Genomic DNA, 25,082 nt, shown 5'->3' with positions numbered 1-25,082 from the left:
ACACCTCACTCTCTCGATTACTGATCGTTAACTATTTACTGTTATGCTACATGGTCACAAGCAAGTGTGAAAAAGATTGGATTACGAACTTATTGAACACTGCTTATTGATTTAACGTATATGTAAACATTAATAACACCGAATTTTTCTTTTTCACCAGTGAACCCTGTGATTTCATTCACCGCCTCGCGTATCTGCTTTTTCAACAAATCAAGCCCTGCTGGAGTGGTAAGCTCAAATCTTTCTTTGCTTAAAAAGATGGTACTTAGAGCATCCATAATTTCATCATTTTTGTCAGCCACAGCAGCTCTGCACGGTTCACTTCCGACAAGTAGAGTCAGGGAATCTACAACTACCACATCTCTTCCACCTTTAAGCATAAACGTTTGGAACTTACCAGCTTGTATAACAACAGCTTTAATTTGCGTAGGTGTTGTCATTTGTTGTTCTTGTTGTGTTTCTTGTGGTTGTCTGTTGGAACCTAAGACAAAAAATACAGTCAAGCTAACAACCAACGAAATAATTAGAGGAATAACCAAAATTTTTACAATTCCCATTATAGGGTTCGGTTTCTTACCGGCTTGTTCTTGCTGTTCCATTTCTTCTGGCATTATCATCCACCCCTTGTCTCACGCTTTATCATTATCTCAATTTTTCTGTGTTTGTTTCTTGTTATTTCCACATCTCTATTATACTTAGACGTAATTTCCGCTTTTTTTGTTTGATATTCATTAAAGGTTATTTTACCGCTCTCATAATCGCTTTGAAGTTTTGAGATATCGAAATCGTAGTTTGCCTTCAAAGATTTAAGCTCTTTGTTTACGTCCACATCGCCTTTTCCGATGGGAACGAATCTGTCAGGCGAATAAAAATAGTCAATGTCAAACAATCCTGTCCTTATATCAGCTAATCTTAAAACATACCTTTTTTGCCTTAATTGCGTTAATAAAAAATTAACTACACTTGATGCCCTTGCGCTACTCAAATGCCAATTTGACGGGTATATAGAATCCGGTGTGACTGGTCTATCATCTGCATAACCTCTTACTTCTAAAATATTCGACGTATGCTCAATCACTACAGCACCGAGCTTTTCAATTATTTCCTTTGCTTCCGCAGTTAGCCTTGCACTACCAGGATCGAATATTTTAAAATTACTAAGTGTTATTAGTGTACCTTCGTCTTTATCTTCTATTGTAATTTTTCCTTTGTACTCTTCGGATATTCTCAAAAGTTCTTGATAAACACCGGGCTTGCTTGATATAAGAGCTTCTTCACTCAAAGTTTGTCCGCCAGTTAAAACACTTGGCGGATTTCCCTTTAGCGCGACTGTAATACCCACAACCACCTGTTGAAATTTTCCCGGTGTTATCGTTGACATTGAAAACAACAGAACGAAAAATGTAAGTAGTAATGTCACCATATCTCCGTAGGTATTAAGCCATTCAGGAACAGATTTGCAGACACACCTTTCCTTTTTAGCCACTAAGCACCAGCTCCCTGGACCTGGGCTTCATATTTTGTACGTTCTTGTGACGGCAAATATGACTTCAATTTTTCTTCAAGTACTCTTGGGTTTTCACCAGCTTGGATAGAAAGTACACCTTCCAAGATCATTCTTTTGGATAGTTCAAGATCTGCCGCTCGTCTTGCGATCTTTTCTGCTACAGGAATACCAACTATATTCGCAAGTATCGAACCGTAAAGTGTTGTTATCAGTGCAACAGCCATTGAAGGACCAAGAGTCTCGGGATTGTTCAAACTTTTCAACATTTGAATCAATCCGACAAGTGTACCAATCATACCAAACGCCGGTCCAAATGTTCCAAGTGAGTCAAAAAATCCCTTTTGATCCAACAATTCAGAAGTTGCCATGTCAATCTCAATTTCCATCATATTCTTTAACACTTCTGGTTCTGTACCATCAACGACAAGTTGCACTGCCTTTTTAAAGAACGGATCTTGTATCTCTTCAAGGTTAGCTTCAAGTGAAAGTAATCCTTCTCTACGGGCTTTTTCAGAGAAACTGACAAGAGTTCTCAACGTGCCTGCATAATCTATCTTGGGTTCTTTTATAGCATTCATGATAACTTTAACAATTCCAAAAACCACATTCTTTTTGTTTGCCGTAATGGCAGATGAAATTGCTCCTCCAACTGTTATGACAAGAGAAGGTATGTTTATAAACGTTGCAAAATCTCCGGCACCGCTCACTATACCATAGATCATCATACCAAACCCAAGAACAACACCAATTATAACCGTTATATCCACTATTCCTCACCTACCACGGGGGGTAAAGAGATCTTTTTTTTGTATTCCATTATTTTTTTAATTACTTCTTCAACTGGATCTGCAACAATATACTTTTTTCCGTTAAACAGAGTTATGGTGGTATCCGGATTTGCTTCGACTTTTTCTATATATTCTGCGTTTAGATAAAATTCTTTACCATTAAGTGTTGTGAGTCTTATCATTTGAAAACTCCTTCCTTCAGTTTACCTTGCAAATTCCACAACCGATGGCTAAGGTTTCTAGTATATCATTATCTTCTCAAATTTACAACTTCCTGGAGTATCTGATCGGCGGTTGTAATAGTTCTTGCATTTGCTTGGAAACCTCTCTGAGCGATTATCAATTTTGTGAATTCTTCGGATAAATCGACATTCGACATTTCAAGTGCACCTGCTATAAGGGAACCAAATCCTCCCTTGCCCGGTTGCCCTATTCTAGCTGTTCCACTGTTTGAACTTTCTCCGTAGAGTGAGTTACCAAGTTCAAGAAGACCTGCTGGGTTGTTGAATGTTGCAAGAGCTACTCTTCCAAGAGTATCAACTAAACCATTTGTGAACGAGCCTATTATGTCACCATTTTCGGAAATGGAGAAAGATTCAAGAACACCTTGCGCATTTCCATCTTGATATTTCACAAACGCATCAGCAAGGGCAGCAAATTGGGTCATGCTGTTTAAGTCAAGTTTTATCTTGACTATACCATCACCATTTTCCCCGGCATTGAACATTATAGCATCTATATTTTCTCCCTCGACAACTTTACCTGTAGAAGGATCAAATGGATTTACACCAACCAACCTACCAGTTTTGTCAAATCTTACAATTCCGTACTTACCACTTGTTATTTCCGTTCCAGTTTCATAGTTTGATAGGTACTTGATATTCTCACCTGATGCACTCCTGATTCTGAACGCCCAAACGTTTTCTTTATCACCGTAAACAGAGGCAAGTTTGACAAAATCTATATACAGTGTGTATGCATTTCCAAGAGAATCATAAACTTGTGTGGACGTGGTATAGAATGGTGATTTAAATGAAACTACTGAAAAATTTGTTGGATTGTCTGCCTCGTAAAATCTTGGTTCACCTGCACCCGGAATTGTAAGTAAGTCCATCTTCGATGGTTGGTAAATTTCGTCTATGTATGAACTACCGTTCAAAAAATTGTTATCGTAAACTACATTTGCTCCATTAACTAATAACATATTATAAGTACCCACAGCATTACCTGACACAGAGTCTCTTACTACCCTTACAATGCCATACTTTCCTTGAGTGTAATCAAAAGATATTTTGCTATTTCCTCCTCCAACGTCAGTAGCTGTTACAATCTCAGAGCCGAAAACTTTTCCGTTTATCAAAATTTTAACACGGTACTGCACACCTGGTGTTAAAGCGTTACTTGTGACACTTTGAGTCCCAGGGGCATTTATGTTTTGAGCAGGTACAGTCGTTGGTGTACCATCAAGATTTTCGACGATGTATTGTACTGTAAAATTTCTTGAAAGCTGCCCATTAGTATTTGAGGAAATTGTTTGGTAATCAAATTGCAATCCGAGTGGAACAATTTCCTGAGTGGAAGCAGCAATTTCAACAAAATAAGTAGCACCATTTTGAAGTTTTTCGGAAGTTATAGATTCTGTTGTAGTGCCGTTCAAAACATTTCTTGATATTGTATCTACTATCCTTCCGGTGTTATCTCTTATTATAAACAAGTAGTTTCCATCTTGCTGTTGAATGGGTGTAGTTATACTAAGCACTCCGTTTGAGGCAGTACCTGATAGTTTTTGCTTAATTGCGCCAGCGTTTACTACATTCCCAAATTTGTCAAACTTAATAAAGATTTTTCCATCAATTTTATCATCCAAATTTGCATCAATTTTTCCCAAGTATATTTGATAATCTCCAAACGTATCCTCAAGACCTCCAAAATCTCTTTCAAAGGAAACTTTTGTATTTATCGTTCTACCACCGTAACCATTAACTGCAATAACGAATTTTTCAGGGCCAACTCTGGCATCCAAGTTTCCTGCCAGTTGCATTCTTGATGTTTGTTTGGCCGCCATACTGAGTCCTGAAGATATCTTTATATCTCCTATTGGTTTGTTAGTATCCACAACTCTTCTACCACTAACAGGATCTACCTCTGCAACCCATCCTTGTAACTTCAGTCCAGTTGTAGGTTGCACAACGGTTCCATGTAAATCAAGATCGAAGTTTCCTGCTCTCGTATAGAATTGTCTTTGACCGTTTGAAAGAATGAAGAACCCTTCACCTTGAATAGCAAGGTCTGTTTTCTTACCGGTGTTTTGAAAGCTACCTTGATTCATTATTTTATCAATCGATGCCACACGTATTCCGTAACCAATTTGCTTGGGGTTTGTGCCACCTGTACTGTCAGAGGCTCTGCGGGACATTGCAAGAATCTGGGAAAAGTTAGTTGCGTATGTAACACGCGAACCTTTAAACCCGATTGTGTTTACATTGGCGATGTTGTTACTAACAACATCAATTTCTTGTTGAAAACCTTGTAGGCCTGTAACACCACTGTATAGTGATCTCATCATATACACTCACCCCTACGCATAAATTTCTGATATTTGTGATATATCGTAAATTTTATTGTTTACAACTATATTGATCTTATTTTTATCAAACTGCACACCTGATACTTTACCACTTTCGATTGAAGGTATTTCCTCATAGCTTCCATCTGCTGCAGTTTTCAGTATTTTGAAAATATATTTTCCATCTTTTACTTTTGTACCTTTTTCATCTTTGCCATCCCATGCAAAAAATCTCATCCCTGCTTCGACTTGTCCTATTTTCTCCTCTTTGACAAGTTTTCCATTCTCATCAAATATTTTGATGATTATATTAGCAGGTGAATCCAGTTTAAACACCTTTGATTCAGCAACACCGTTTTGAACGTTGATAACATTCGTTTTTACTACGGCTGTTTTGCCTATCATCGAAACAGCCTGGGTTCTGTAAAGTTGTGATGCGTTGTCAACAAACATTTGAACTGCTTTACTCATGTTCATCACCTGCTCAAGTGAAGAAAGTTGAGACATCTGGGCTACAAAATCTCTATCTTTCATCGGTTCAAGTGGATCTTGGCTTTTTAACTGCGTCAGAAGAAGTCTTAAGAAGGCTTCTTTATCGAGATCCTTTTTTGTTGTTCTATCGTTCGCTTGTGAAAAGAGATTAGATATCGTATTCACGTTCATCATCATCTTCGTTCACCTCTGTTTTCATATATCTTCTTCTATTTTCATCTTGGTTATTTTGATTTGATTGTTGATGATTTTTCTCATGATCATAGTATCTTTCTTCTTCCTTTAATCTAATTTCAATATTCCTTACATCAAAATCAAGCGAACTCAATTTTTCTCGAAGCACGTATATGTTTTTCTCTATAATTTCTTTTGCTCGTTCATTTTCCGCAACAAAAAGCACAGTTAATTGTCTACCTTCCTTTTTCATTTCAACATCTAGATTACCGAGATTTTGAGGTACAAGCTTCATTTGGATTCTTTCTTCAAGCCTGTTTGAAAGGCCAAATTCACGTATTTTTTCGTATATTTCCTCAAGGTTTCTTGAGGCTTGTAGTCTCTCGGCTAACTCGTATTTTCCATTTAAAACATTCGAAACTGTTTCTAATTTTTGCTCAGAGAATTTGTAGGTTAATTCGGCTAACCTTTCAACAAACTTATTTGAAACTTTTGGTTTTTCTCCGTTTAATGTATTTTCTTTTTCGTTATTCTCAGATTTTTCTTTGTACTCTACATGAAATGATTTTATTTCTATATTATTCTTCGTTGAATCGGATGCACTTTTCCTTAAACTATCTTGATTGTTTGTATCATTATACTGACTTTGTTTGGTTTGTTGTCCACGTTGGTCAGATTTATTACTTTCGTTTGTTTGCTTGGTTTGAGAAGCAGATTGATTGTCTGCAATTTGACTCTCATTTTGCTGTCTTTGCTCACCAATCCGTCGATCTTCTAAATTTGTTACACTTGCTCTTGTAATTTCTTTGAGATCTTCAGCAATGTTTTCATTTGTGTTTAAAGTTTTAGATTCAGAAGTTTCATCTACTTTCGGCTTTTCTGCATTTTTCTTGACGTCTGTGATTTCTGGGTTTACAACATCAGTCGATGAAAATTTATCGTTTTTTCTTTCAACCTCTGATGTGTTGTATTTCAACGAAAAAGCTTGCTGACCTGCTTGATTTACAAGTACTAAGGGCGATACTTCTATATCTTCTTGCATTCTTTTTTCGCTGTTGACTGAATGAATTTTTTCCATTTCAACAGTATCGCTATGCACAAAATATCTATGATTATTATCCACTTGCTGTATCTTGTTATAACTCTTAGGCTCTACATCAAGTCCCGACAAATCTTCGTCTGTTTTTCTTTGAACTTCTTGTAGTCTATTGCTTATTGTTAAGTTGTTTTCATTGTTTTCTTGTTTGAAGATAGCTGCATTCTCATTAGTTTTCCTATAAATTTCTTGTGGTTTTCTGTTCGCTATTGAGTTATTTTCGTTGTTTTGTTGATTGAAGATTGTTAGATTTCCATTGGTTTTTTTGATATCTCCTTGTAGTTTGTTGTTTATTATTGAACCATTTTCGTTGTTTTGTTGATTTGAAGTTGTTAAATTTCCAGTAAGTTTCTTAGAGGTTTCTTGTGGTTTGTAAGTATTTTGGATGTTCTCTGAAGTTATTTGTGGTATTAGCTTGATGGTATTATCATGCGCCTTGGTTTTGTTTGATTTCTCAGCATTCGAGTAATTGACCAAGTTTGGTTTGACTGTATCTAAGTTGTCGATATTGTTCTGAATAATCGCAATGTAATTAAAGCTTATTACTATTTGCTTCAATTTCTGGAGGTCTTGATCAAGTGAATTGTAACTACCGTAGCTGGTTTTTCCAAACTCTTTGCTAGCATCGCCAACCAGTTTAAACGTTTGCTCTGAGTTTGTCTCCATTAAACTGTTGTTTGTATCACCAATATTATTTTTGTAACGGGCATCATCTTTTCCTTGTGACTGCGAATTTATAAACGTTGGTGATTCTAATGCAACTGGTAATTTTTCTTTGAGTTTATCAATAGAAACAGAAATGATTTCATCTTTACTCGCTTTCATTTCAGCATTGTGTGGATGGATTTGAACATAAGTTCTTGTGTCTTCGGGAGCTGATGAATTTTTTGGTGCGGAGGACTTTGTGTGATTTTCCATTTCTTTGATTAAATTAACAATTTCGTTGTAAGAATGCAATACATCTTCAGAAATCCTGTTGTCAGATTCCTTCGTATATAGAGAGTGAGAATGCATGTTACTTGGTATTGCATTGAACATGTTTTCAGAGTAACTAATGTAATTCTGTTGATTGCCAAAATTCAGTGACTGTGGATTATTTGCTTGATTTGATAGTTGAGTTGTATCTTTCTGATTATCTACCTTTGCATCTTTACCGGTTTGATACTCGGTTATTTTGGGAAGTTCGAAGTATATATTTTCTAAATCGACAGTTTCTCCACTGTTTGTGTGAGTTCGGTCTTTTAGCTCACCTACCATGCTTTTCAAAGATTGCAAAGGTTCTTTGGTTGGAAGAGTTTTTTGCTTATTTGACAAGTACTCGGGTGTATTTTCGAAATTTGTGACATAATCCATCTTTTTGTTTTCACCAGTGTCTGTGTTAGGTTTTTGGTCTATTGGATCTGTAGTATAGATTTTTTGTGCGAAAAATCTTTGTAACTGTTGTGTTATACCTGATTTTTCATCTTTGACATTTAATCTTATTAGCTGAGAATTGTCATTTTCGAAATCTTTCTGGTTTATTTCACTTGTTTCTGTACTTTCAGAGTTTTCCATAACTAAATTCTGTTCGGTATCTTTGATATCGGTTGGTCTTTCTTTGTCAATATTGACAGGCTTTTCAGAGACTTGTTGATTTTGGCTGTTTTTATCTGCATATGAGGCTTGTAAAGTGGAATTTTTACCTTTCTGTTTTTCGATTGCTTGACTTGGATTAATTGCATTGCTGTTATCTTCAGAAATTTCTTTAAGTTTTTCATCATTCAATTGTGAAAAAACTTGCTGCAGAACCTCTTCGAATGTTTTTCCGTTCGCGTCTGCAGAATTTTGTATCTTATTTATTACGGTTTTTATCGTCTCTGGATTGGCTATCTCAAAGATCTTTGCTAAATTTACTATATTGCTCAAAACTTTGCCCCCTTGTTCATTATTTGGATAAACAGTTCTTCATCCTTATCCTTTATGTCCTTGAGTAACCTTACCATTGTTTGGTTGTCTACACTTGATATAAGGTAAAAAACAAGATCAGGTTTGGATCTTATCTTTGTTATAAAATCCCATAATTGCTCATAGCTCATTTCTTTTAAAAATGCAGATAATCCTTTACTAAATCCACTCAGAGTGACAATTTCTGCTTCGGTTGTTACCATTTCCTCTATTGTTTTTCTCAAGCTTTCAGTTCTAAGGTCAAGCTCGCTTATTATCTGGTCCACTCCACCAATTTTTTCAACTACTTGTGCAGCTTTCGTTGGGTTAGCTGATGTAAGTTGCTGGATCATTTCTGCTCTTATATCTGGTGTCAATCTTGAAAGCACAATTGCTAATGTTTCAACAGACATGTTATCGGAACTCATCAATCTTCTCAATTGCGCAGGATCAGAATTAGAAAATGTGTCGACTATGTCTTGAAGTCGTTTTAATGTTATAATGTCTTCAACTTTGTTCAATTCTTCTTTCAGTCTTTGTTCTTTCCAACTTTCTTCAATTGATTTCAAAGAATTTAGTATATTGTCAATTTGTTTTGATTTTTCTGCGATTTCCAGTTCTTTTTTCTCCAGTTCTTTTAATTTTTCGTTGAGTTGGATAGAATATTGATTGTAAATTTTTTCAAAATATTCCTTAGCACTCATTATGTCAAGGCTTTCATATTTTACAAAGTTTTTTACAATCGGTATTTGAGAAAAAAGATAACTTAAGTAATTTCTCCATGCCTGAAGAAGGCTTGATTTTTCGCCATACAGTTGTTTTTCTAAGAAAGATGAGTAACCTATGAGAAAGAGTATAAATATAAGAACAATTGCTATGAATATACCCAAGAGTATCTTTACCAAGTTACTTTTTTTCATTAGTTCACCTCCATTTATTTATTCTTCTAAACGTGTGGTGTTTCCTATACACAAAAAATGAAAACCGAGGCAGTAGAAAATGCCTCGGTTTTTTATTAAGGATATTTAGACTTAGCTTTAGATTATTCTTCTGCTTGTTCTTCAAGGTATCTTTTGCGCTCAGCAATTATTTTTTCTTGGATGTTTGGTGGCACAACTTCGTATTTAGCAAATCTCATGGTAAAGTACCCTCTACCACTTGTAATGGAGGATAATCTTCCTTGAAAATCGAGCATTTCAGCAAGTGGCACTTCAGCCTTAACAACTGTTGTACCTTTACCGGCTGGTTCCATTCCCATGGGTCTTCCTCTTCTTGAGCTTATGTCTCCCATGACATCTCCTGCATTTTCATCCGGTGTGAATATTTCAACATACATTACTGGCTCAAGTAAGACAGGCTTTGCTTGTTGCATACCTTTCTTGAATGCTTGAATAGCGGCAATCTGGAACGATATGTCTGAAGAATCAACTTCGTGATATGAACCATCAAAAAGCGTAACTCTGACATCAACGACAGGATATGCTGCAAGCACACCTTTTTTCATAGCTTCTCTGATACCTTTTTCAACGGATGGAATGAAGTTTCTTGGAATTACACCGCCAACGATTTTATCAACAAACTCAAATCCTGTGCCTCTCTCTGCTGGTTCAAGTTCGATCTTAACATGCCCATATTGACCATGTCCACCAGATTGCTTTTTGTGCTTGTGTTCGGATGTTGCTTTTCCGAGAATAGTTTCTCTGTAAGCTATCTTCGGTTTTCCAACTTCAACATCTACACCGAAAATGTTTTTCAGTCTTTCAACCATTACATCTAAATGCATACCACCAATACCGGAAATAACTGTCTCCGAAGTCTCTGGATCAAATTCCCAAGCAAATGTTGGATCAGAATCTGCAAGTCGGCTAAGCCCATTACTTATCTTATCGATATCAGATTTTGACTTTGGATTAACGCTCTTTGAGATCATTGGTTCTGGATATTCTGGAGGAACGATTGTAAGTTTTCTATCCTTGTGGGTGATAGTATCTTTGACACCACTTTCTTTCAGTTTTGGTAATACTACGATGTCACCACATGAAACTTCGTCTACTTCGTACGTATCTTTACCTTTGGCAAAATACAAATGTCCAGCTTTTTCTTGCGTGCTTCTTGTCACATTGTTAAACGAATCGCCAGGTTTCATATTGCCAGAAATTATCTTTATAAAGCTTAATTTTCCAACAAATGGATCAACTACAGCTTTGAATGTGTATCCTACAAGTGGGTCTGTTTCCGATGGATTTATTTGTATTTCGTCTCCGTTTTCAAGTTTACCTTTGTAAGGTTTTGCCTCAAGAGGTGTTGCACCTATGTCGTTTATTATCCTTAGCAAGAAATCTATACCTATGTTTTTCTCTGCCGAACCAACAAGTACTGGTACTACCTGCCTTTCAATGTACCCCTTTCTTAGGGCACTTATTAGTTCTGCGGGAGAGATCGGTTCTTCTGCAAAGTATTTTTCCATCAAGCCATCATCGAGTGATACGATGTCTTCCATTATGGACATTTTAAATTCGTCAATTTTATCTTTTATTTCTGATGGTATTTCGGATACTTTAGATTTTCCTCCATCGTAAATGTATGCCTTACCAGAAAGTATATCAACAAAACCTTTAAAACTTGATTCCTCACCTATCGGATAGACGATAGGTACTATCTTTGCTTCAAATCTTTCTTTTAAAGAAGAAAGTGTATTCTCAAAGTTTGCCCTTTCTTTATCCATCTGGTTGATAAATACCATTATCGGTTTTTCCATTTCGTTTGCTATTGACCAAGTTCTTTCTGTTTGAATTTCCACACCAGCTGTTGCGTTAACCACACTAAGTACGTTTTCAGACACGAATACAGCGCTTATAACCTCGCCTATAAAATCACTGAAACCAGGAGTGTCTATAAACGTATACTGTTTTCCTTCAAATTTGAATGTCCCAACGTGCGAGTTTATACTTGCTCCCCTATGCATCTCAATTGGGTCTGAGTCGATCTCTTTCCTTGTCACGTTGAATCCACCCATGTTCAACGCAGCAACCATGAGAGTGGACTTACCTGAACCGTTGTGTCCTACAAGTACCACCGTTCGTTTATCCTTTGAAACCATTTCCCCACCTCCAAGCATGCTTATTGGAAACGATACACTGATGTATATTTTACCAAAATATTTGCTTTTTTCAAATCATCTCTTTTATAATCCACAGTGACCCATTACGTCTAAACATCTCTTTTTACCACGTAATGGACGTTTATTGTGCCTTTATCGTTTAATTTCAAGATATTTTCTAATTTTAACTCCATCTTTTTCAATATTTCATTGCTAAACAAATTTATTCCACTTGGAAGTACGATAGGCTCTATACTTAAGTAGAGGTCTGTTACAGCGCCTTCGCGTACGAATTGTGTAAAAACACTTTGACCACCAATAACACAAACATCGTTGTAGCCAAGTTCGAGAAGATCTTGTAAAATTTTCTTACAATTTCCTGATAATACTACGTCTGGTAACAGATCACCGAAAACATATTCGCTGTTGTGAGTTAATACAACATTAACTCTTTGAGGTAACTTTTTACCAATAGTTTCGAATGTCTTACGTCCCATGATTACAACGCCGGATTGCATCGTTATCTTTTTAAAAAATTGTTTATCTTCTTTACTTGACCAGTCTATTTTATCAAATTCGCTCAAAGCAATCGTCCCACGAATATCGGTTACGGCCAAAAGCCTCACACGCATAAAAACAACTCCTTTTGAGCTGTAGATTGAGAACCACAAAAAATAAAAAGCCAGGGTGGAAATTCACCCTGGCTTTATCATTTTGTTAATTAATATTCTGGCATTTCAGGAGTTGATGCACCCTTTTTCTCTTCAGGTTTTTCAACAACAAGAACTTCGGTTGTCAACAACATACCTGCGATTGATGCGGCATTTTGGAGAGCACTTCTTGTGACCTTTGCCGGGTCAATTATACCACGTTCATACATGTTGCAGTATTCACCTTTCAATGCATCAAATCCATAGGCAACTTCGTCTTTTGAAAGCACATTGTGTACAATAATTGCACCATCGTAACCTGCGTTAGTAGCAATTTGTTTGATAGGTGCTTCGAGTGCATTGTAAACAATTTGTGCACCAAGTTTTTCATCACCAGTGAGCTCACCAAGGAGTGGTTCGAGAACTTTTCTTGCTCTTAACAACGTAATTCCTCCGCCAGGAACTATACCTTCTTCGACTGCTGCCCTAGTAGCGCTAAGAGCATCCTCGATTCTGTGCTTCTTTTCTTTAAGTTCTGTTTCTGTTGCGGCACCAACTTTAATTACTGCAACACCACCAGCAAGTTTTGCCATTCTCTCTTGGAGTGTTTCTTTTTCGTACTCACTTGTTGTTTGCTCTATCTGAGCTTTGATTTGAGCAATTCTCTTTTTGATTTCTTCTGGTTTACCTTTACCACCTACGATTATCGTTTCGTCTTTTTTAACCCTTACAACGTCTGCTTTTCCAAGATCTTGCAATGTCAGATCTTCAAGATTAATTCCGACTTCTTCACTTGCAACGATACCGCCTGTTAAGATAGCGATATCTTGTAGCATTGCCTTCCTTCTATCACCAAAACCAGGAGCTTTTACTGCAACTGTGTTGAGCGTACCTTTAAGTTTGTTAAGAACAAGCGTTGTAAGCATTTCACCTTCAACGTCTTCTGCAATAATTACGAGTGGTCTGCCAGTTTGAGCAACTTTCTCAAGAATTGGAATGAGAGGCTTGACATTCGAAAGCTTTCTGTCGGTTATAAGTATGAATGGTTCGTTGTAAACAACTTCCATTTTTTCTGGATCTGTTACAAAGTATGGCGATATGTAACCCCTATCAAATTGCATACCTTCTGTAAATTCGACATAAGTATCGATCGTTTTGCTGTCTTCAACTGTAATAACACCGTCTTCTCCAACTTTTTCCATTGCTTCCGCAATAAGCTTACCTATTTCCTCGCTGTTTGCACTGATTGCTGCAACATGAGCAATATCTTCAGTGCTTGAAAGTTTCTTAGAAATCTTCTTAATCTCTTCGACAACCTTGGCTGTAGCTTTATCAATACCTCTTTTCACAAGTATTGGATTTGCACCTGCTGCTACCATTTTTAGTCCTTCTTTAATCATTGCTTGTGCAAGTACTGTTGCTGTTGTTGTACCGTCACCCGCAACATCGTTTGTCTTACTTGCAACCTCTTTTACAAGCTGAGCACCTAAATTTGCGAATTTGTCTTCAAGTTCGATTTCTTTTGCAATAGAAACACCATCGTTTGTAATAGTCGGACTACCCCAAGATTTTTCGATAACAACATTTCTCCCTTTTGGACCAAGTGTTATCTTAACAGCATTAGCAACTGCGTCAACACCTGATTCAAGAGACCTTCTTGCTTCTTCACTGTATCTCAACAACTTTGCCATAACTCACACCTCCTCCTTTATTGTTCAATTTTTGCAAGAATGTCGTTTACATCAATAATGATATAGTCTTCCTCTTCGATTTTTATTTCCGTACCGGAATATTTGTTGAAGATAACCTTATCTCCAACTTTAAGCTCGCAACCTTCGGGAAGTTTACCTATTTCAACTATTTCAGCTTTCATAGGTTTTTCCTTTGCAGCATCTGGAAGTACAATACCTCCTGCTGTTTTCTTTTCCTCAACAATAGGCTTTATAAGCAGTCTTTCACCAAGTGGTTTCACTTTCATACACTTTACCCCCTCCTGTCACAGTTTTGGTTTATTATCACTCTAATATTTCGTGTGCTAATTTGAGTATAACAAAAAAAAGCAAATTGTGAATCCTGAAAAATTGCAACTAATCTGTTTTAAATGAAATTATTGATCTTTATATGTCGTTTTTGCTTTTTTTCGCACCAAGCCAATGTAAATTTTTGCTTGAAAATAAAAAATAAACGTTGGGACGAATGCCCAACGTTAATAATCTACAAAAAAGTTGATTTTTTGGTGGAGCCGATGGGACTTGAACCCACGACCTCTACCGTGCCATGGTAGCGCTCTCCCACCTGAGCTACGGCCCCGGACATAATCCAGCAAAATTATAACACACATTTTTGAAAAATCAAGTTGGATTTAGGAGATAAAACGAAAAACGAAGAATAATCCATATGAAAACTGAAGTATTTTGGGGAGTGAGAAAGTGGGAAGATTTGCAATTTCAGTTGGAGTTTTTGTTTTGGCAGTTATTTCGATTGTAGTGCTCCAAAGCTGTATGAAATCAGCAGAACTTAGCAAACCTTTCAAAGCTCTGGACATCAAAGTGAGTCAAGTTGGAAAAGTTGGGAAAACTATTGATATGATGATTGAAACACTTGAACCTGGTATTCCAAAGATATTTTTGAGTATAGAAAGTAGTGATACAAAGATCACAGAATTGTTGAAATCTTATCCTTACAAGTTTAGTTGGAAACCAGAAAAACCAGGAATTTATAAATTGGAAGCCAAAGGATTTTCTGTTGTTGATGGCAAAACTTATGTAGATCAAAAACAAATTGTTGTTTATGATTCTTTACCACCTTATATAGAGAAAATAAGTGTTATACCAAATAAGTTGTACGAAGGTGATGAAGTATTATTACAGCTAAAAATTGGAAGTAGCAATCCAAAGATAGATCTGACTGCAAATGGTCTATTAGTTGATTCGTCAAACACGACTAATATTCAAGTTTCTCCTGGTTACAATTTTATTAGGCTTGGAAAAATTCAAAAAAGTGGTTTAATCCAGTTGTTTGTAAGAACGAAAGCATACGATACGCAAGATTCAACTACCTTAGTTCTTCGGGTAAACCAGAATGATAAAATTCCACCTGAAATAACAGTATCAGCTGATACTTTTTATTCCCCAGAATCAAATATAACACTCAGGGTTACTTTGAGAGATAATGTTGAGCTTTCTAAATTTAGACTAACCTTTGATGGTGAGGCTGTTGTTGAAAGAAATATAAGTGGTACCATTTATACGGAAGAAATCTCCATAGGTAAAAAAGATACAGGAACTCATGCGATAAACGTTGTAGCTTATGATAAAGAAGGAAATATGTACACCTTTGCAAAAAGAATATACGTCGGTGGAACAGCGTTAAGGTTCAAGGTAGAGCTGAGTCCTAGTGAGCTAACTGCCGGTCGCACTGCTGTGATAGCTATGATACCTGAGGAAAAGGATGTAAAATATTCTAAGATAATATATCTTGTGGATGGGAAAAGAATTGCTGAATACCCAAATGAAAATGTTAAAAATCCTCAATTGTTCACTCTCTGGGAAGTGGAGGAGGGTGAACATTACATAACAATTTATGCGGAATCTGAGGACGGGAGAGCAGGCATCGCTGAAACTACGATCGCTGTAAGAGATTACAATGGACCAAAGTTTGTCTCCTTGTACGCTAATAATGTTGAATTAAAACTTGGTCAGGATAATTTTGTTTCACCGGGGCTCATAACATTTAAGTTAACAGTTGAGGATCCTGGCGGAATAAGCTTAACGACAAAACCAAGGTTGCTTATTAAAGAAGATGAAAGCGAAGGATTTTACAGAGACCTTGTTATGGAGGTTTTTGAAGTCTCAAGTGATCTTAGAAAGGTAACATTTGCTGTTTCAACATATGTTGCTGTTGGATACTATTACCTATCTATTATGAATGTTGCCGATAAAAGTGGAAATCTAATGCGAGACATTGGAAGATTTCTAATTTACGTTCAGTAAATTAATGGATTTTTCTTAACTTTCCATTAACTTGTGTCGATAATTACTTATGATAGGACATTTAGTTGGAGGGATATAAGATGAAGTTTGCAAACATTTTGGTTATTTTTTGTTTTGCTCTCAGTAGTGTTATATTTTCATTCTACTACGAAGGTCTGTGGGCTGAAACTGGATACATTAAGCAGATAGGCAAACAAGGACCAGGGTTAATAGTAAAAAACGGTGGTAATATTTTGTTTTTATCAAAATTTGGAGAGCTGTATGAAATAACACCAACAGGAGCGGTGACCGCCCGAGGACAAGCTCCAGCAATAGTTAATGTAGTCGCTCCACCTGCGTATTTAGAGTTTGGCTCAAATAACAACTACGTAGTTTACGTTACTGCGCAAGCGCAAAACCAGCAAAATAAGTTCGTGATTCACAAAGTTGAGGCTAATTCTTCAGTTACGAAAGATATAGACAATGCTTCCATAGGACTTGTTGCTTATTCAGATAAAACAAATAATAAGGCTTACGCGTTTTTCGGTACGCTCTCAGGTAAGATATATAAGCTTGTTTATGACGTTAGTGGTTCACAACCCACAGAAATTACTACTGAATCAAAAGAGCGTAGTGTTGATTCACCTATCAAAATTCCTCCAATACTTACACCGGATAGGTCTAGATTATACGTTATGACTTCAAACGGTAAGTTTTATGAAATCGATGCAAGTACCTTTGCAACACTAACATTAAAAATTTCAATATCTGGAGAATTTGCCGTTCCAATGGCTATGGATGAAGCTGGTTTTGTGTACGCATTAAGTGCAAACGGAATCTTATACAAGATCGATCCTTCTGGGAGTGAAATACATGTAAAATACTTAAATTCAGCAAACAGTTGCGGACCTTTAATCGATGGAGAAGGTTTTATTTACCTGTTTGGAGATAATGGAAAAGTCGTTGTTTTGAACAACAGCTTAACGAAAGTTGCTGAAAATACTATTGGGCAGAATATAACAGCTACTCCAGCTATATTGAAAAAAGGTAATGGACTGACATACATTGTAGTTCCATCTACCGGTGGCGAATATTCTGGAAAGATTACGGTACTTTCATTTGATTCAGCTCTCGGAAGATTGGAAAAAGTTGTTGAATTTAACACAAATAGGTCTTTTCCAATGAGTGCCGCAGTTGGAGTTGCACCACTTGGTGCTGTGGGGACAGAATATTATGTCTTTGCATCTGCCGATAACAATGGTACAATTTATGCTTGGAAAACAGATGCACGCGGTCCTTACGGTATATGGGGTATGTATGGGGCAAATGCATATCGAACCAACTTTATCGATTCAGCTTCGATGCAATTTAGAACAAGGATATTCATAAACGCTGTTGAAGGATTTTACGGAAGACCTCTCTCAAGTAACATACTCGGTGATGAAACAAACTACGGTCTTTTATATGATGCAACGTTGTTGAACGCTGATAACAGTGTTGCAGGATCATTTCAAGATTACAGAACTAATGTTACAGATCCTGCACGTGTTGTTGCCGGCATCCCAGGTACTCAAAAACTTAGGGTAACCTTTAGCAAAAGAACCCAGTTAGCAGTTTTGTTAAGAGGCACATTTAAAAGCTCTGTTGTAAAGGGCGGTACTCCTCCAGCAACCGATTCACTCTTTAAGTTCAGATTCTGGAATAAATCAGGTCCTGATGCCTACGAGGGTCCATCAGAAAGCGATAATCCAGCTGTGCTAACTTACAGATTCAACGACAGAACGGTTAAAGTGTACACTGATGCGAAATACAGATACTACATTTACCATAAATATCCTTTGTCAGGTAATTTAGGTGAATCAACAGAAAGCAAAATAGGTATTTTCGATTACAATGATTACAGAAACAATCCTGCACAAGCGAAAATGATAATAAGTTCGAAAACTGATCAAGGAGGTAAGAAATTTTACGCTTATAGATGGGATATATATTCATGGAATCCTGATGTGCCTGGAGGTTACACGAAATCCACAGTTTATGATAAAGACTCTGTTTCATTACCTTTGAGCGGACCTCACTATATAGAGATTTACTATGCAGAGCTGTCTGCTACCATAACTTTACTGTTACCAGAATTTGCTTATGGAAATGTCAAAGGATACCTTTTCTTGGATGCCGCACCTAATTCTATAGCACATAAATTGCAACTAAAAACGAAAGGTGGGGTAAAAATCGTAGAAGCTAATTTGACAGGTCAGAATAACCCTGCACCGAATGTTTCAATAGTCGATGCTCTTAGTTATGTCAAGGACAATGAGTTAAATTATGTTTTCTCAAACTATGCTCTGCCTTTTGCTCAAAAAACAAGAGTAGCGACGGTAACTTTGAATCTTTACTTTCCTGAAAAAACGCGGCTATATGGAAATGATGATTCTGTGTTCAGACAGTTTTTTGAGCTGTACGGTTATTCTCAAATTCAAGGACAGCTTGTTGATCTGGACAATCTAAAAGCAAAATCGGTTTACAAGAATAATAAATTTTTATATATTCCTGGTGATTTTGATGGTGATTACGATGTTGATGCAAACGATTGGATATTGTTTTCTCCATTCCTTGGTCAAGAGGTTTCCGAAGGTAACTTGGTTTACAACATCGGACCAAGAGAAGGGTTTGTACCACCTTATCCATCTTTGAATAGCTTCAATGCAGGATTTTTAAGCGATACAACGAAGAAAGTTAACGACGATGATTTCTTTATTTTTGTCAGTATGTTTGGAATATCTGTACCCGAAAGTGAAAGAGTAAAGTGAGGTGAGTTCTTATGAGAAAGCTGTTTACTTTTATCTCCATTTTGCTTGTTTTTATTTTTGTTTCTTCGTGCGGTACTTTCAGTAATAACAACAAACCAGCGGAATCTAACTACAGAACCGAAGTTAACATAATTGATCCGTACGGAAATAAGTTGTTCATTGAAGGAAACATAAACGACAACGTGATCAAAGCAGACAAAAATGGTGTTTATATTAATGCAAAGATTGAATCACCGTCTGTGAATGTGGTTTTTTCTGAAACTTTGTCCGTTTTCAAAATCAAGGATATATTCGTGGAACCAAATAAGTCAGTTACGATAACATTGGAACGTTCAGTGGAAAAAGGGATTCAACTGTTGAGAACTTCAAATGGATATTTGAGACTGTATGTTTACGGCTACAAAAATACACCGTACGTTTCAATATGGCTGAAAAACAAACTTAGTACATTTACATACATGCGATTGAACAACAATCAAATGGTACTCGCAGGTAACTGGCTTATAGCGGTGGTGCCACCCGACAAAAATAAAATTTCTCCAGTTGGTCAAGACGAGATTGTTGAAGAGCTGAAAATACCAACTTCTACAAAACCTGAAATTAGCCGCATAGAAATAAACAATTTCAAGTGATTAAAAAGAAAACTCCCTGTTGGGGAGTTTTCTTTTTATAGTTCTTTACTGATGAAATATATTGTAAATATGATAATTACGGGAATACTCCACGATAAAAGTAAACTTTTGTCTAAGAATAATCCCATCAACGTACTCACAATGTTTCCACCAAGAGAAGTAAATGCGTACGTTGAGCCGTTAAACAGATTGGTGTAGGTACGATTTATTGAGTTTATCGCTATATTTTGTACGTACGGAAATATGGGACCAAAGAAAAAACCTGATAGACTGAAAAATACCGGGTTTTTTGTTATGACAAAAATGACTACCAAAAATAAAAGTATTAATGAATTCAATCTTACAAGGTTTTTCACTAAATTAGAAAGATTATTTACGAGAAATCTACTCAGTGTAAAGGTTAACCAAAATAGTGTGTAAGATATAAACAGGCTTATGTTAGTTTCTCTCATTGTGCTACCTGACCATGTTATTGTACCTATTTCCGCAGAAGAGTACAAGATGAGTAATATTAGAAACAAGGAGAAGTTTCTATCTCTAAAAGCATTTTTAATTTGTTTTAAATTAAACGGTTCTGTTGTTTTGAGTTCAGGTATTTTTCTAAACAAGAGGTAAATATACAAAAACGCAAACCCAACTGCGTAGATGTAGTAGACGTTTTTAAAATTGCTCGTTGTTTTTTCGGCTATTGTTATTATAAATGGTGCTATTATCCCTCCTAATCCATAAGCACCGTGAAAAAAACCATAATTTGCATTTTTGCTGAGAGTAAGTAAAGTAGTTCCACCTGTGAACCCAAATCCTGTTGAAAGGCCGAAAATCAAAATTCCTATTAGTGCTAATGAGTAATTAGTAGCAAACGCAACTACAAAGGTACCAACTATGGTTAGTATACTGCCTATGATAAGAGATCTCTTGAGCCCAAGTTTACTAATGTACACACCAACAAATATGTTCGATATAACTGTTCCAGAAAGTGAGAAAAATGGAAGAAGTGATGACAATGCAGTTGATATATTAAACAGCTCTCTAAAGGATTTTAAAAGCGGAGCCATGGAATTGAGTACAAGTGAATAAGAAAAGATTATGAGCATTGGTAATATGTTTTCACTCATTATCCTCATTCCTTTCTTAAGCTTTGATGCCATATTTTTCTATCTTGTAATAAAGTGTTCGAATGCTTATGTTTAACAATTCAGCAACTTTCTGCTTGTCATTTTTGCTTTTTCTGAGAGCTTCGATAATTATTTTCTTTTCGTATTCTTCTATCAATTCTCTTAAAGGTCCTATTTCAACCTCAATTTGTTCTTTGTTCTTTCTAATTTCTATTCCTTCAGACAGATGTTTTAGTTCTATTATTCTCTCTTCCGGGCTCATGTTTATCATTACTCTTCCAAGGAAATTTTCAAGTTCTCTTACGTTACCAATCCATTCCCTGTTTACAAGATATTTAACCACCTGTGGACTAATACCTTCGACCATTCTACCGTATTGCTGATTCAATTTTCTTACTATGTGTACCGCAAGCTTGGGTATGTCTTCTTTTCTGTCCTTTAAAGCAGGCAGATATATTGGAAATACGTTGAGTCTGAAGTACAAATCAGGTAAAAATTCTCCATTTTTGACCATCTTTTCAAGCTCAACGTTTGTTGCAGCTATAATCCGTACATCTACTTTTCTTATACTTCTCCCACCGACAGGTACGAATTCTTTTGTTTCTATAAATCTCAGCAACTTAGGTTGCAGTGAAAGTGGAAGTTTTCCAACTTCATCAAGAAAGAGTGTACCTCCATCCGCTTCTTCGACAAGTCCTTTCTTTCCACCTTTAATTGCGCCTGTAAATGCTCCTTCTTCGTATCCAAAAAGCTCAGATTCTAATATCGATTCCGGAATTGCAGCACAATTGACACTCACAAAAGGTTTGTTTTTTCTTGGGCTTGAGTTGTGTATTGCGTGTGCAAATAATTCTTTTCCAGTACCACTCTCGCCTCTAAGTAAAACAGTTGCTGGAGTTTGAGCTACTTTCTTTGCCTGTTCCTTGGCTATTTGTAGCAATTTACTGTCGCCTATTATATCATCAAATGTATATTGTGCTTTCATATATCTAATCATTCTTTTTACTTCTTCGAGTTCATTCGTAAGTCGCAATATCTCTGATACATCGTGTACAACGGCAACGCTACCTTTGAACTGTCCCTTTACAAAAAGAGGAGTTGCGTTAACTATAACTTCCTTTTTTGCAGGACCTACCTTGAGTCTAGCATTGTATATTGGTTGCCTTGTCCGAGCTATCAACATGTGGATACTTTCACCTTCAGCAATGTCAACAGTTGCAGGTTTACCAATAACCTCCTCTGGTGAGTAACCTGTTATCCTTGTGTAAGCCTTGTTCACTAACCGCACAATTCCATTTTCATCTGCTACGCTTATGGCATCGTTTGTCGATTCTATAATAGCTTTCAGTTGAGCTTCGATTTCCTTAAGATTGGTTATCTCCTCAGCCAATTTCCTCAAACTGGTTATATCTCTGAAAACAGCCACTGCGCCGAGTAATTTACCGTTCTCATCCCTTAGTGGAATTCTTGATGTGATAATTATGGAATTTTCGGTATGCTGAACTTGATCTATTTCTGGAATTCCAGTTTTTACAACTATGTGTAACCTTGTGTTCTTAACAACCTCTTCGACAGGTTTACCTATAATCTCGGGACTCAACCCAAGTAATTTGCAGGCGTTTTTATTAACGTATATTACTTTACCTTGACTATCCACAAGAATGATACCTTCTATAATCGAATCAAGAACAAATTTCAAAATTCTTTCCATCTGGTATCCAGCTCCAATATCTTTATTTAACTACTCACCGATTACTTTCACCACAACCCTTTTCCTTCTTTGTCCATCGAATTCAGCATAAAAGACTTCTTCCCATGGACCTAAGTCTAACTTGCCATTGGTAACGGGTAATATAACTTGATGATGTACTAATATACGTTTTAAATGCGCGTCACCGTTTGTTTCTCCGGTTAAATGATGATGGTAATTCCCTTCTGGTGCGAGTTTTTCGAGCCAATTCCATATGTCTTTGTGAAGACCTGATTCGTTATCGTTGACAATAATTCCGGCTGTTATGTGCATTGCAGATACAAGGCAAATCCCTTCTTTAATGTTACTTTTGTTAACGATTTCTTCTATCTTTGGTGTTATTAATATTAGTTCTTTTCTCTTAGAAGTGTTAAACCAAAGGTACTCTGTGTAAGACTTCATTCTTTTCACCTCCATCGACTATTTAATAATTTCTAAATCTCTCAACGTTTTATGAGTATAGTCTGTCAAAACTAATGAGCCTATCTTACACAGAAAGCTCAATAATTTATTATATCTTAAATTTTGATAATACAAAACGTTGAATACAATCAAATGGAGGGGCTTATGCGCAAAATATATCTGCTTGTGATTGGGATTTCAATATTCTTCATATGGGCTATATTATTCAATGTTAAGTTTGTCAAAGTATTAGATTTGAAAATAATGGATTTGTTTTATAACTTACGTGGTAGAATATATAAAAAAGTCGATGTAGTAGTTGTAGGTGTTGATGAATACTCATTGAGTGCCCTGGAGGTCGAAGGTGATACATGGCCTTGGAAGAGAGAGGTGTATGGCAAGTTACTTGAGAAGGTATTTGAAGATGGTGCCAAGGTTGCGGCATTTGATATTTCATTTACAGAAGCTGGGGAGGAAGATAGTGATAGTTATTTTGCAAGTACTTTGTTGATTTACGGTAATGTTATTCTCGGAACGTATTTGATAAATGAAAAGACTACTTATTTATCTTACGACAATCGATTAAGAGAAATGATTGAGAAAAACACAAGTTATTTGGATTATGCATACAAGATGACCAATTTTAGAGAATTTGGACTTCTAAATCCTTTTACTATTTATAAAATCAGGCCAGTTTATGAACCATTTGCGGTGTCCGCTTACAGTGCAAGTTACGAGATAGGTGCACTTGATGCTGATGGTATAGTTAGGAAAATACCATTGTTGGTTATAGAAGAATGGGCAAGGGAAACAGGGATATCATCTGGTGTATTGCCTCATATGAATGTTTTGACTGCAGCTGTCTACATGGGGATTAATCCCCAAAATTTACTTATCGACTTTGCCAAAAGAAAAATAATTATCGGTAATAAGAATATTAGTTTTGATAATTCCGGTTATATGCACATTTGGTTTTACGGAAAAGGAAGCGACGTTTTTCCAGAGGTTCCTTTTTATAAAGTCTTGAATGGGGAGTTTAAGAAAGGAACTTTTAAGGACAAAATAGTTCTTATTGGTTATACTGCCACAGCCAAAGGATTATACGATTTAAGGGTAACTCCATTTTCCAACAACGAGGCAGGAGTCTTTGTACATGCCAATGCTATACAAAACCTGATAAGTGAAGAATACATCAAACCAATATCACCATTTTATAATTCTATAATTTTTATATGTATAATGATTATCGTAGGAATGTTGATTTCTTTGAAAAGTCAGTTTGTAACTTCTGTTTTGTTGATGATGCCTATCATTATTCTTATCACTTCTTTCTTTTTATTTTTGCAAAGAATTTATATTGTAACATTCCATCCATTTTTTGGAACTTTAACAGTTGCTGTTGTGAAGACACTCTCAGATTTTTTAAGAGAAAGTGCGGAAAAAAGAAGGATGAAAGAATATTTGTACAGATACGTACCGGATAAGGTTGCCGAGGAAATTTTGAATAAAGGCGAGTTAAAACTTGGTGGTGAAACGAGAAACGTGGTTGTACTTTTTTCTGATATTAAAGGTTTTACATCTATGTCTGAGAAATTAACACCTGAAGAGGTTGTTTCTTTCTTGAATGTATATTTGACAAAGATGAGTGAGATTATAAGATACAAATACGAAGGGACTATAGATAAATTTATTGGTGATGCAATAATGGCTATTTTTGGTGCTCCAGTTTCTTATGAAAATGATATAGATCGCTCTTTGAAGTGTGCATTGGAGATGCGTTCAGCTCTAAAAGAATTGAATAAAGAAACGGGGTTAAATTTGGACAGTGGCATAGGTATACATTACGGGCCTGCAATCGTTGGAAACATAGGTGCTCCTTTTAGGATGGATTATACTTGCATAGGAGATACCGTTAATACTGCTTCAAGAATTGAGCATTTAACAAGAGAAGTTGATGCAGAAATAATAGTTTCTGAAGATGTAATGAAAAGAACGGATAATTTTACTTTTGAATACATAGGTAGTTTTTCTGTTAAAGGAAAGAGTAACGAGTTGAGATTGTACAAGTTGATTGGTGAAAAGGTTAAGGATAACCTATCAGAATAA

Annotated in this window: 19 protein-coding genes and 1 tRNA gene; 4 read left to right on the top strand and 16 right to left on the bottom strand. The window is 36.2% G+C overall.

Translation table 11 applies throughout. The features are described from left to right. Positions 1-89: 89 nt before the first annotated feature. The 13 genes from N2Z58_03240 to N2Z58_03180 all read right to left on the bottom strand — a co-directional run bounded on the left by N2Z58_03240 (position 90) and on the right by N2Z58_03180 (position 14,606). Entirely contained in the window at positions 90-611 is a 522-nt protein-coding gene (locus N2Z58_03240; GenBank protein MCX7653678.1) for a flagellar basal body-associated FliL family protein, read from the bottom strand. 2 nt (positions 612-613) lie between these two features. Next, positions 614-1,486 (bottom strand): OmpA family protein, encoded by an 873-nt coding sequence (locus N2Z58_03235; protein MCX7653677.1) that lies wholly within the window; start codon positions 1,484-1,486, stop codon positions 614-616. Beyond that, a complete protein-coding gene (locus N2Z58_03230; protein MCX7653676.1) occupies positions 1,486-2,274 on the bottom strand; it encodes a motility protein A in 789 nt (262 codons plus the stop codon). Before N2Z58_03230 ends, N2Z58_03235 begins: the two co-directional genes overlap by 1 nt. After that, positions 2,274-2,477 carry a flagellar FlbD family protein gene (locus N2Z58_03225; GenBank protein MCX7653675.1) on the bottom strand — a complete coding sequence of 68 codons (204 nt, stop codon included), beginning with the start codon at positions 2,475-2,477 and terminating at the stop codon, positions 2,274-2,276. Before N2Z58_03225 ends, N2Z58_03230 begins: the two co-directional genes overlap by 1 nt. Before the next feature lie 68 nt (positions 2,478-2,545). Then, positions 2,546-4,861 carry a flagellar hook-basal body complex protein gene (locus tag N2Z58_03220; GenBank protein ID MCX7653674.1) on the bottom strand — a complete coding sequence of 772 codons (2,316 nt, stop codon included), beginning with the start codon at positions 4,859-4,861 and terminating at the stop codon, positions 2,546-2,548. Between the two features lie 12 nt (positions 4,862-4,873). Next, positions 4,874-5,530: a flagellar hook assembly protein FlgD gene (locus N2Z58_03215; protein MCX7653673.1), complete on the bottom strand. Its 657-nt coding sequence runs from the start codon at positions 5,528-5,530 to the stop codon at positions 4,874-4,876. Further along, on the bottom strand, positions 5,502-8,528 hold the full coding sequence (locus N2Z58_03210) for a flagellar hook-length control protein FliK (GenBank protein MCX7653672.1): 3,027 nt from the start codon (positions 8,526-8,528) through the stop codon (positions 5,502-5,504). Before N2Z58_03210 ends, N2Z58_03215 begins: the two co-directional genes overlap by 29 nt. Beyond that, positions 8,525-9,466 (bottom strand): hypothetical protein, encoded by a 942-nt coding sequence (locus N2Z58_03205; GenBank protein MCX7653671.1) that lies wholly within the window; start codon positions 9,464-9,466, stop codon positions 8,525-8,527. Before N2Z58_03205 ends, N2Z58_03210 begins: the two co-directional genes overlap by 4 nt. A gap of 122 nt (positions 9,467-9,588) precedes the next feature. Next, positions 9,589-11,646 carry an elongation factor G gene (gene fusA, locus N2Z58_03200; protein ID MCX7653670.1) on the bottom strand — a complete coding sequence of 686 codons (2,058 nt, stop codon included), beginning with the start codon at positions 11,644-11,646 and terminating at the stop codon, positions 9,589-9,591. Positions 11,647-11,756: 110 nt separating this feature from the next. After that, on the bottom strand, positions 11,757-12,278 hold the full coding sequence (locus N2Z58_03195; GenBank protein MCX7653669.1) for a dihydrofolate reductase family protein: 522 nt from the start codon (positions 12,276-12,278) through the stop codon (positions 11,757-11,759). A gap of 89 nt (positions 12,279-12,367) precedes the next feature. Further along, on the bottom strand, positions 12,368-13,987 hold the full coding sequence (groL, locus tag N2Z58_03190; GenBank protein ID MCX7653668.1) for a chaperonin GroEL: 1,620 nt from the start codon (positions 13,985-13,987) through the stop codon (positions 12,368-12,370). Between the two features lie 17 nt (positions 13,988-14,004). Then, positions 14,005-14,274: a co-chaperone GroES gene (groES, locus tag N2Z58_03185; protein ID MCX7653667.1), complete on the bottom strand. Its 270-nt coding sequence runs from the start codon at positions 14,272-14,274 to the stop codon at positions 14,005-14,007. Between the two features lie 256 nt (positions 14,275-14,530). Beyond that, positions 14,531-14,606 (bottom strand) — tRNA-Ala (locus N2Z58_03180). Between the two features lie 119 nt (positions 14,607-14,725). Between N2Z58_03180 and N2Z58_03175 the strand changes: the two genes are divergently transcribed. The 3 genes from N2Z58_03175 (at position 14,726) to N2Z58_03165 (ending at position 19,709) form a co-directional block, all read left to right on the top strand. Continuing rightward, a complete protein-coding gene (locus N2Z58_03175) occupies positions 14,726-16,288 on the top strand; it encodes a hypothetical protein (protein MCX7653666.1) in 1,563 nt (520 codons plus the stop codon). Between the two features lie 80 nt (positions 16,289-16,368). Beyond that, positions 16,369-19,077, top strand: coding sequence for a hypothetical protein (locus tag N2Z58_03170; GenBank protein ID MCX7653665.1), 2,709 nt, complete (start codon positions 16,369-16,371; stop codon positions 19,075-19,077). A gap of 11 nt (positions 19,078-19,088) precedes the next feature. Further along, positions 19,089-19,709, top strand: coding sequence for a hypothetical protein (locus N2Z58_03165; GenBank protein MCX7653664.1), 621 nt, complete (start codon positions 19,089-19,091; stop codon positions 19,707-19,709). Between the two features lie 35 nt (positions 19,710-19,744). Here the strand turns inward: N2Z58_03165 and N2Z58_03160 are convergent, their stop codons facing one another. Genes N2Z58_03160 through N2Z58_03150 form a run of 3 tightly spaced genes read right to left on the bottom strand, consistent with a single transcriptional unit; the run spans position 19,745 to position 22,976 of the window. Next, entirely contained in the window at positions 19,745-20,857 is a 1,113-nt protein-coding gene (locus N2Z58_03160; GenBank protein ID MCX7653663.1) for an MFS transporter, read from the bottom strand. After that, the gene (locus tag N2Z58_03155; GenBank protein ID MCX7653662.1) at positions 20,841-22,535 is read right to left on the bottom strand and encodes a sigma-54-dependent Fis family transcriptional regulator; all 1,695 of its coding nucleotides are present in this window, start codon (positions 22,533-22,535) and stop codon (positions 20,841-20,843) included. Before N2Z58_03155 ends, N2Z58_03160 begins: the two co-directional genes overlap by 17 nt. A 30-nt stretch (positions 22,536-22,565) precedes the next feature. After that, complete coding sequence (locus N2Z58_03150) at positions 22,566-22,976, bottom strand: secondary thiamine-phosphate synthase enzyme YjbQ (protein ID MCX7653661.1); 411 nt, start codon at positions 22,974-22,976, stop codon at positions 22,566-22,568. Positions 22,977-23,141: 165 nt separating this feature from the next. Between N2Z58_03150 and N2Z58_03145 the strand changes: the two genes are divergently transcribed. Next, positions 23,142-25,082, top strand: coding sequence for an adenylate/guanylate cyclase domain-containing protein (locus tag N2Z58_03145; protein ID MCX7653660.1), 1,941 nt, complete (start codon positions 23,142-23,144; stop codon positions 25,080-25,082).

The sequence above is a fragment of the Fervidobacterium sp. genome (assembly GCA_026419195.1).
Lineage (GTDB): Bacteria > Thermotogota > Thermotogae > Thermotogales > Fervidobacteriaceae > Fervidobacterium.
Note: the sequence above shows the minus strand (reverse complement) of the source record. Positions and strands in the feature narration are given on the sequence as shown.

Coding starts and splice junctions, on each gene's coding strand:
- N2Z58_03160 (MCX7653663.1), bottom strand. CDS start 20,857: ATGGCATCAAAGCTTAAGAAAGGAATGAGGATAATGAGTGAAAACATA.
- N2Z58_03240 (MCX7653678.1), bottom strand. CDS start 611: ATGCCAGAAGAAATGGAACAGCAAGAACAAGCCGGTAAGAAACCGAAC.
- N2Z58_03225 (MCX7653675.1), bottom strand. CDS start 2,477: ATGATAAGACTCACAACACTTAATGGTAAAGAATTTTATCTAAACGCA.
- N2Z58_03220 (MCX7653674.1), bottom strand. CDS start 4,861: ATGATGAGATCACTATACAGTGGTGTTACAGGCCTACAAGGTTTTCAA.
- N2Z58_03195 (MCX7653669.1), bottom strand. CDS start 12,278: ATGCGTGTGAGGCTTTTGGCCGTAACCGATATTCGTGGGACGATTGCT.
- groES (MCX7653667.1), bottom strand. CDS start 14,274: ATGAAAGTGAAACCACTTGGTGAAAGACTGCTTATAAAGCCTATTGTT.
- N2Z58_03145 (MCX7653660.1), top strand. CDS start 23,142: ATGCGCAAAATATATCTGCTTGTGATTGGGATTTCAATATTCTTCATA.
- N2Z58_03205 (MCX7653671.1), bottom strand. CDS start 9,466: ATGAAAAAAAGTAACTTGGTAAAGATACTCTTGGGTATATTCATAGCA.
- N2Z58_03165 (MCX7653664.1), top strand. CDS start 19,089: ATGAGAAAGCTGTTTACTTTTATCTCCATTTTGCTTGTTTTTATTTTT.
- N2Z58_03150 (MCX7653661.1), bottom strand. CDS start 22,976: ATGAAGTCTTACACAGAGTACCTTTGGTTTAACACTTCTAAGAGAAAA.
- groL (MCX7653668.1), bottom strand. CDS start 13,987: ATGGCAAAGTTGTTGAGATACAGTGAAGAAGCAAGAAGGTCTCTTGAA.
- N2Z58_03155 (MCX7653662.1), bottom strand. CDS start 22,535: ATGGAAAGAATTTTGAAATTTGTTCTTGATTCGATTATAGAAGGTATC.
- fusA (MCX7653670.1), bottom strand. CDS start 11,646: ATGGTTTCAAAGGATAAACGAACGGTGGTACTTGTAGGACACAACGGT.
- N2Z58_03170 (MCX7653665.1), top strand. CDS start 16,369: ATGAAGTTTGCAAACATTTTGGTTATTTTTTGTTTTGCTCTCAGTAGT.
- N2Z58_03215 (MCX7653673.1), bottom strand. CDS start 5,530: ATGATGATGAACGTGAATACGATATCTAATCTCTTTTCACAAGCGAAC.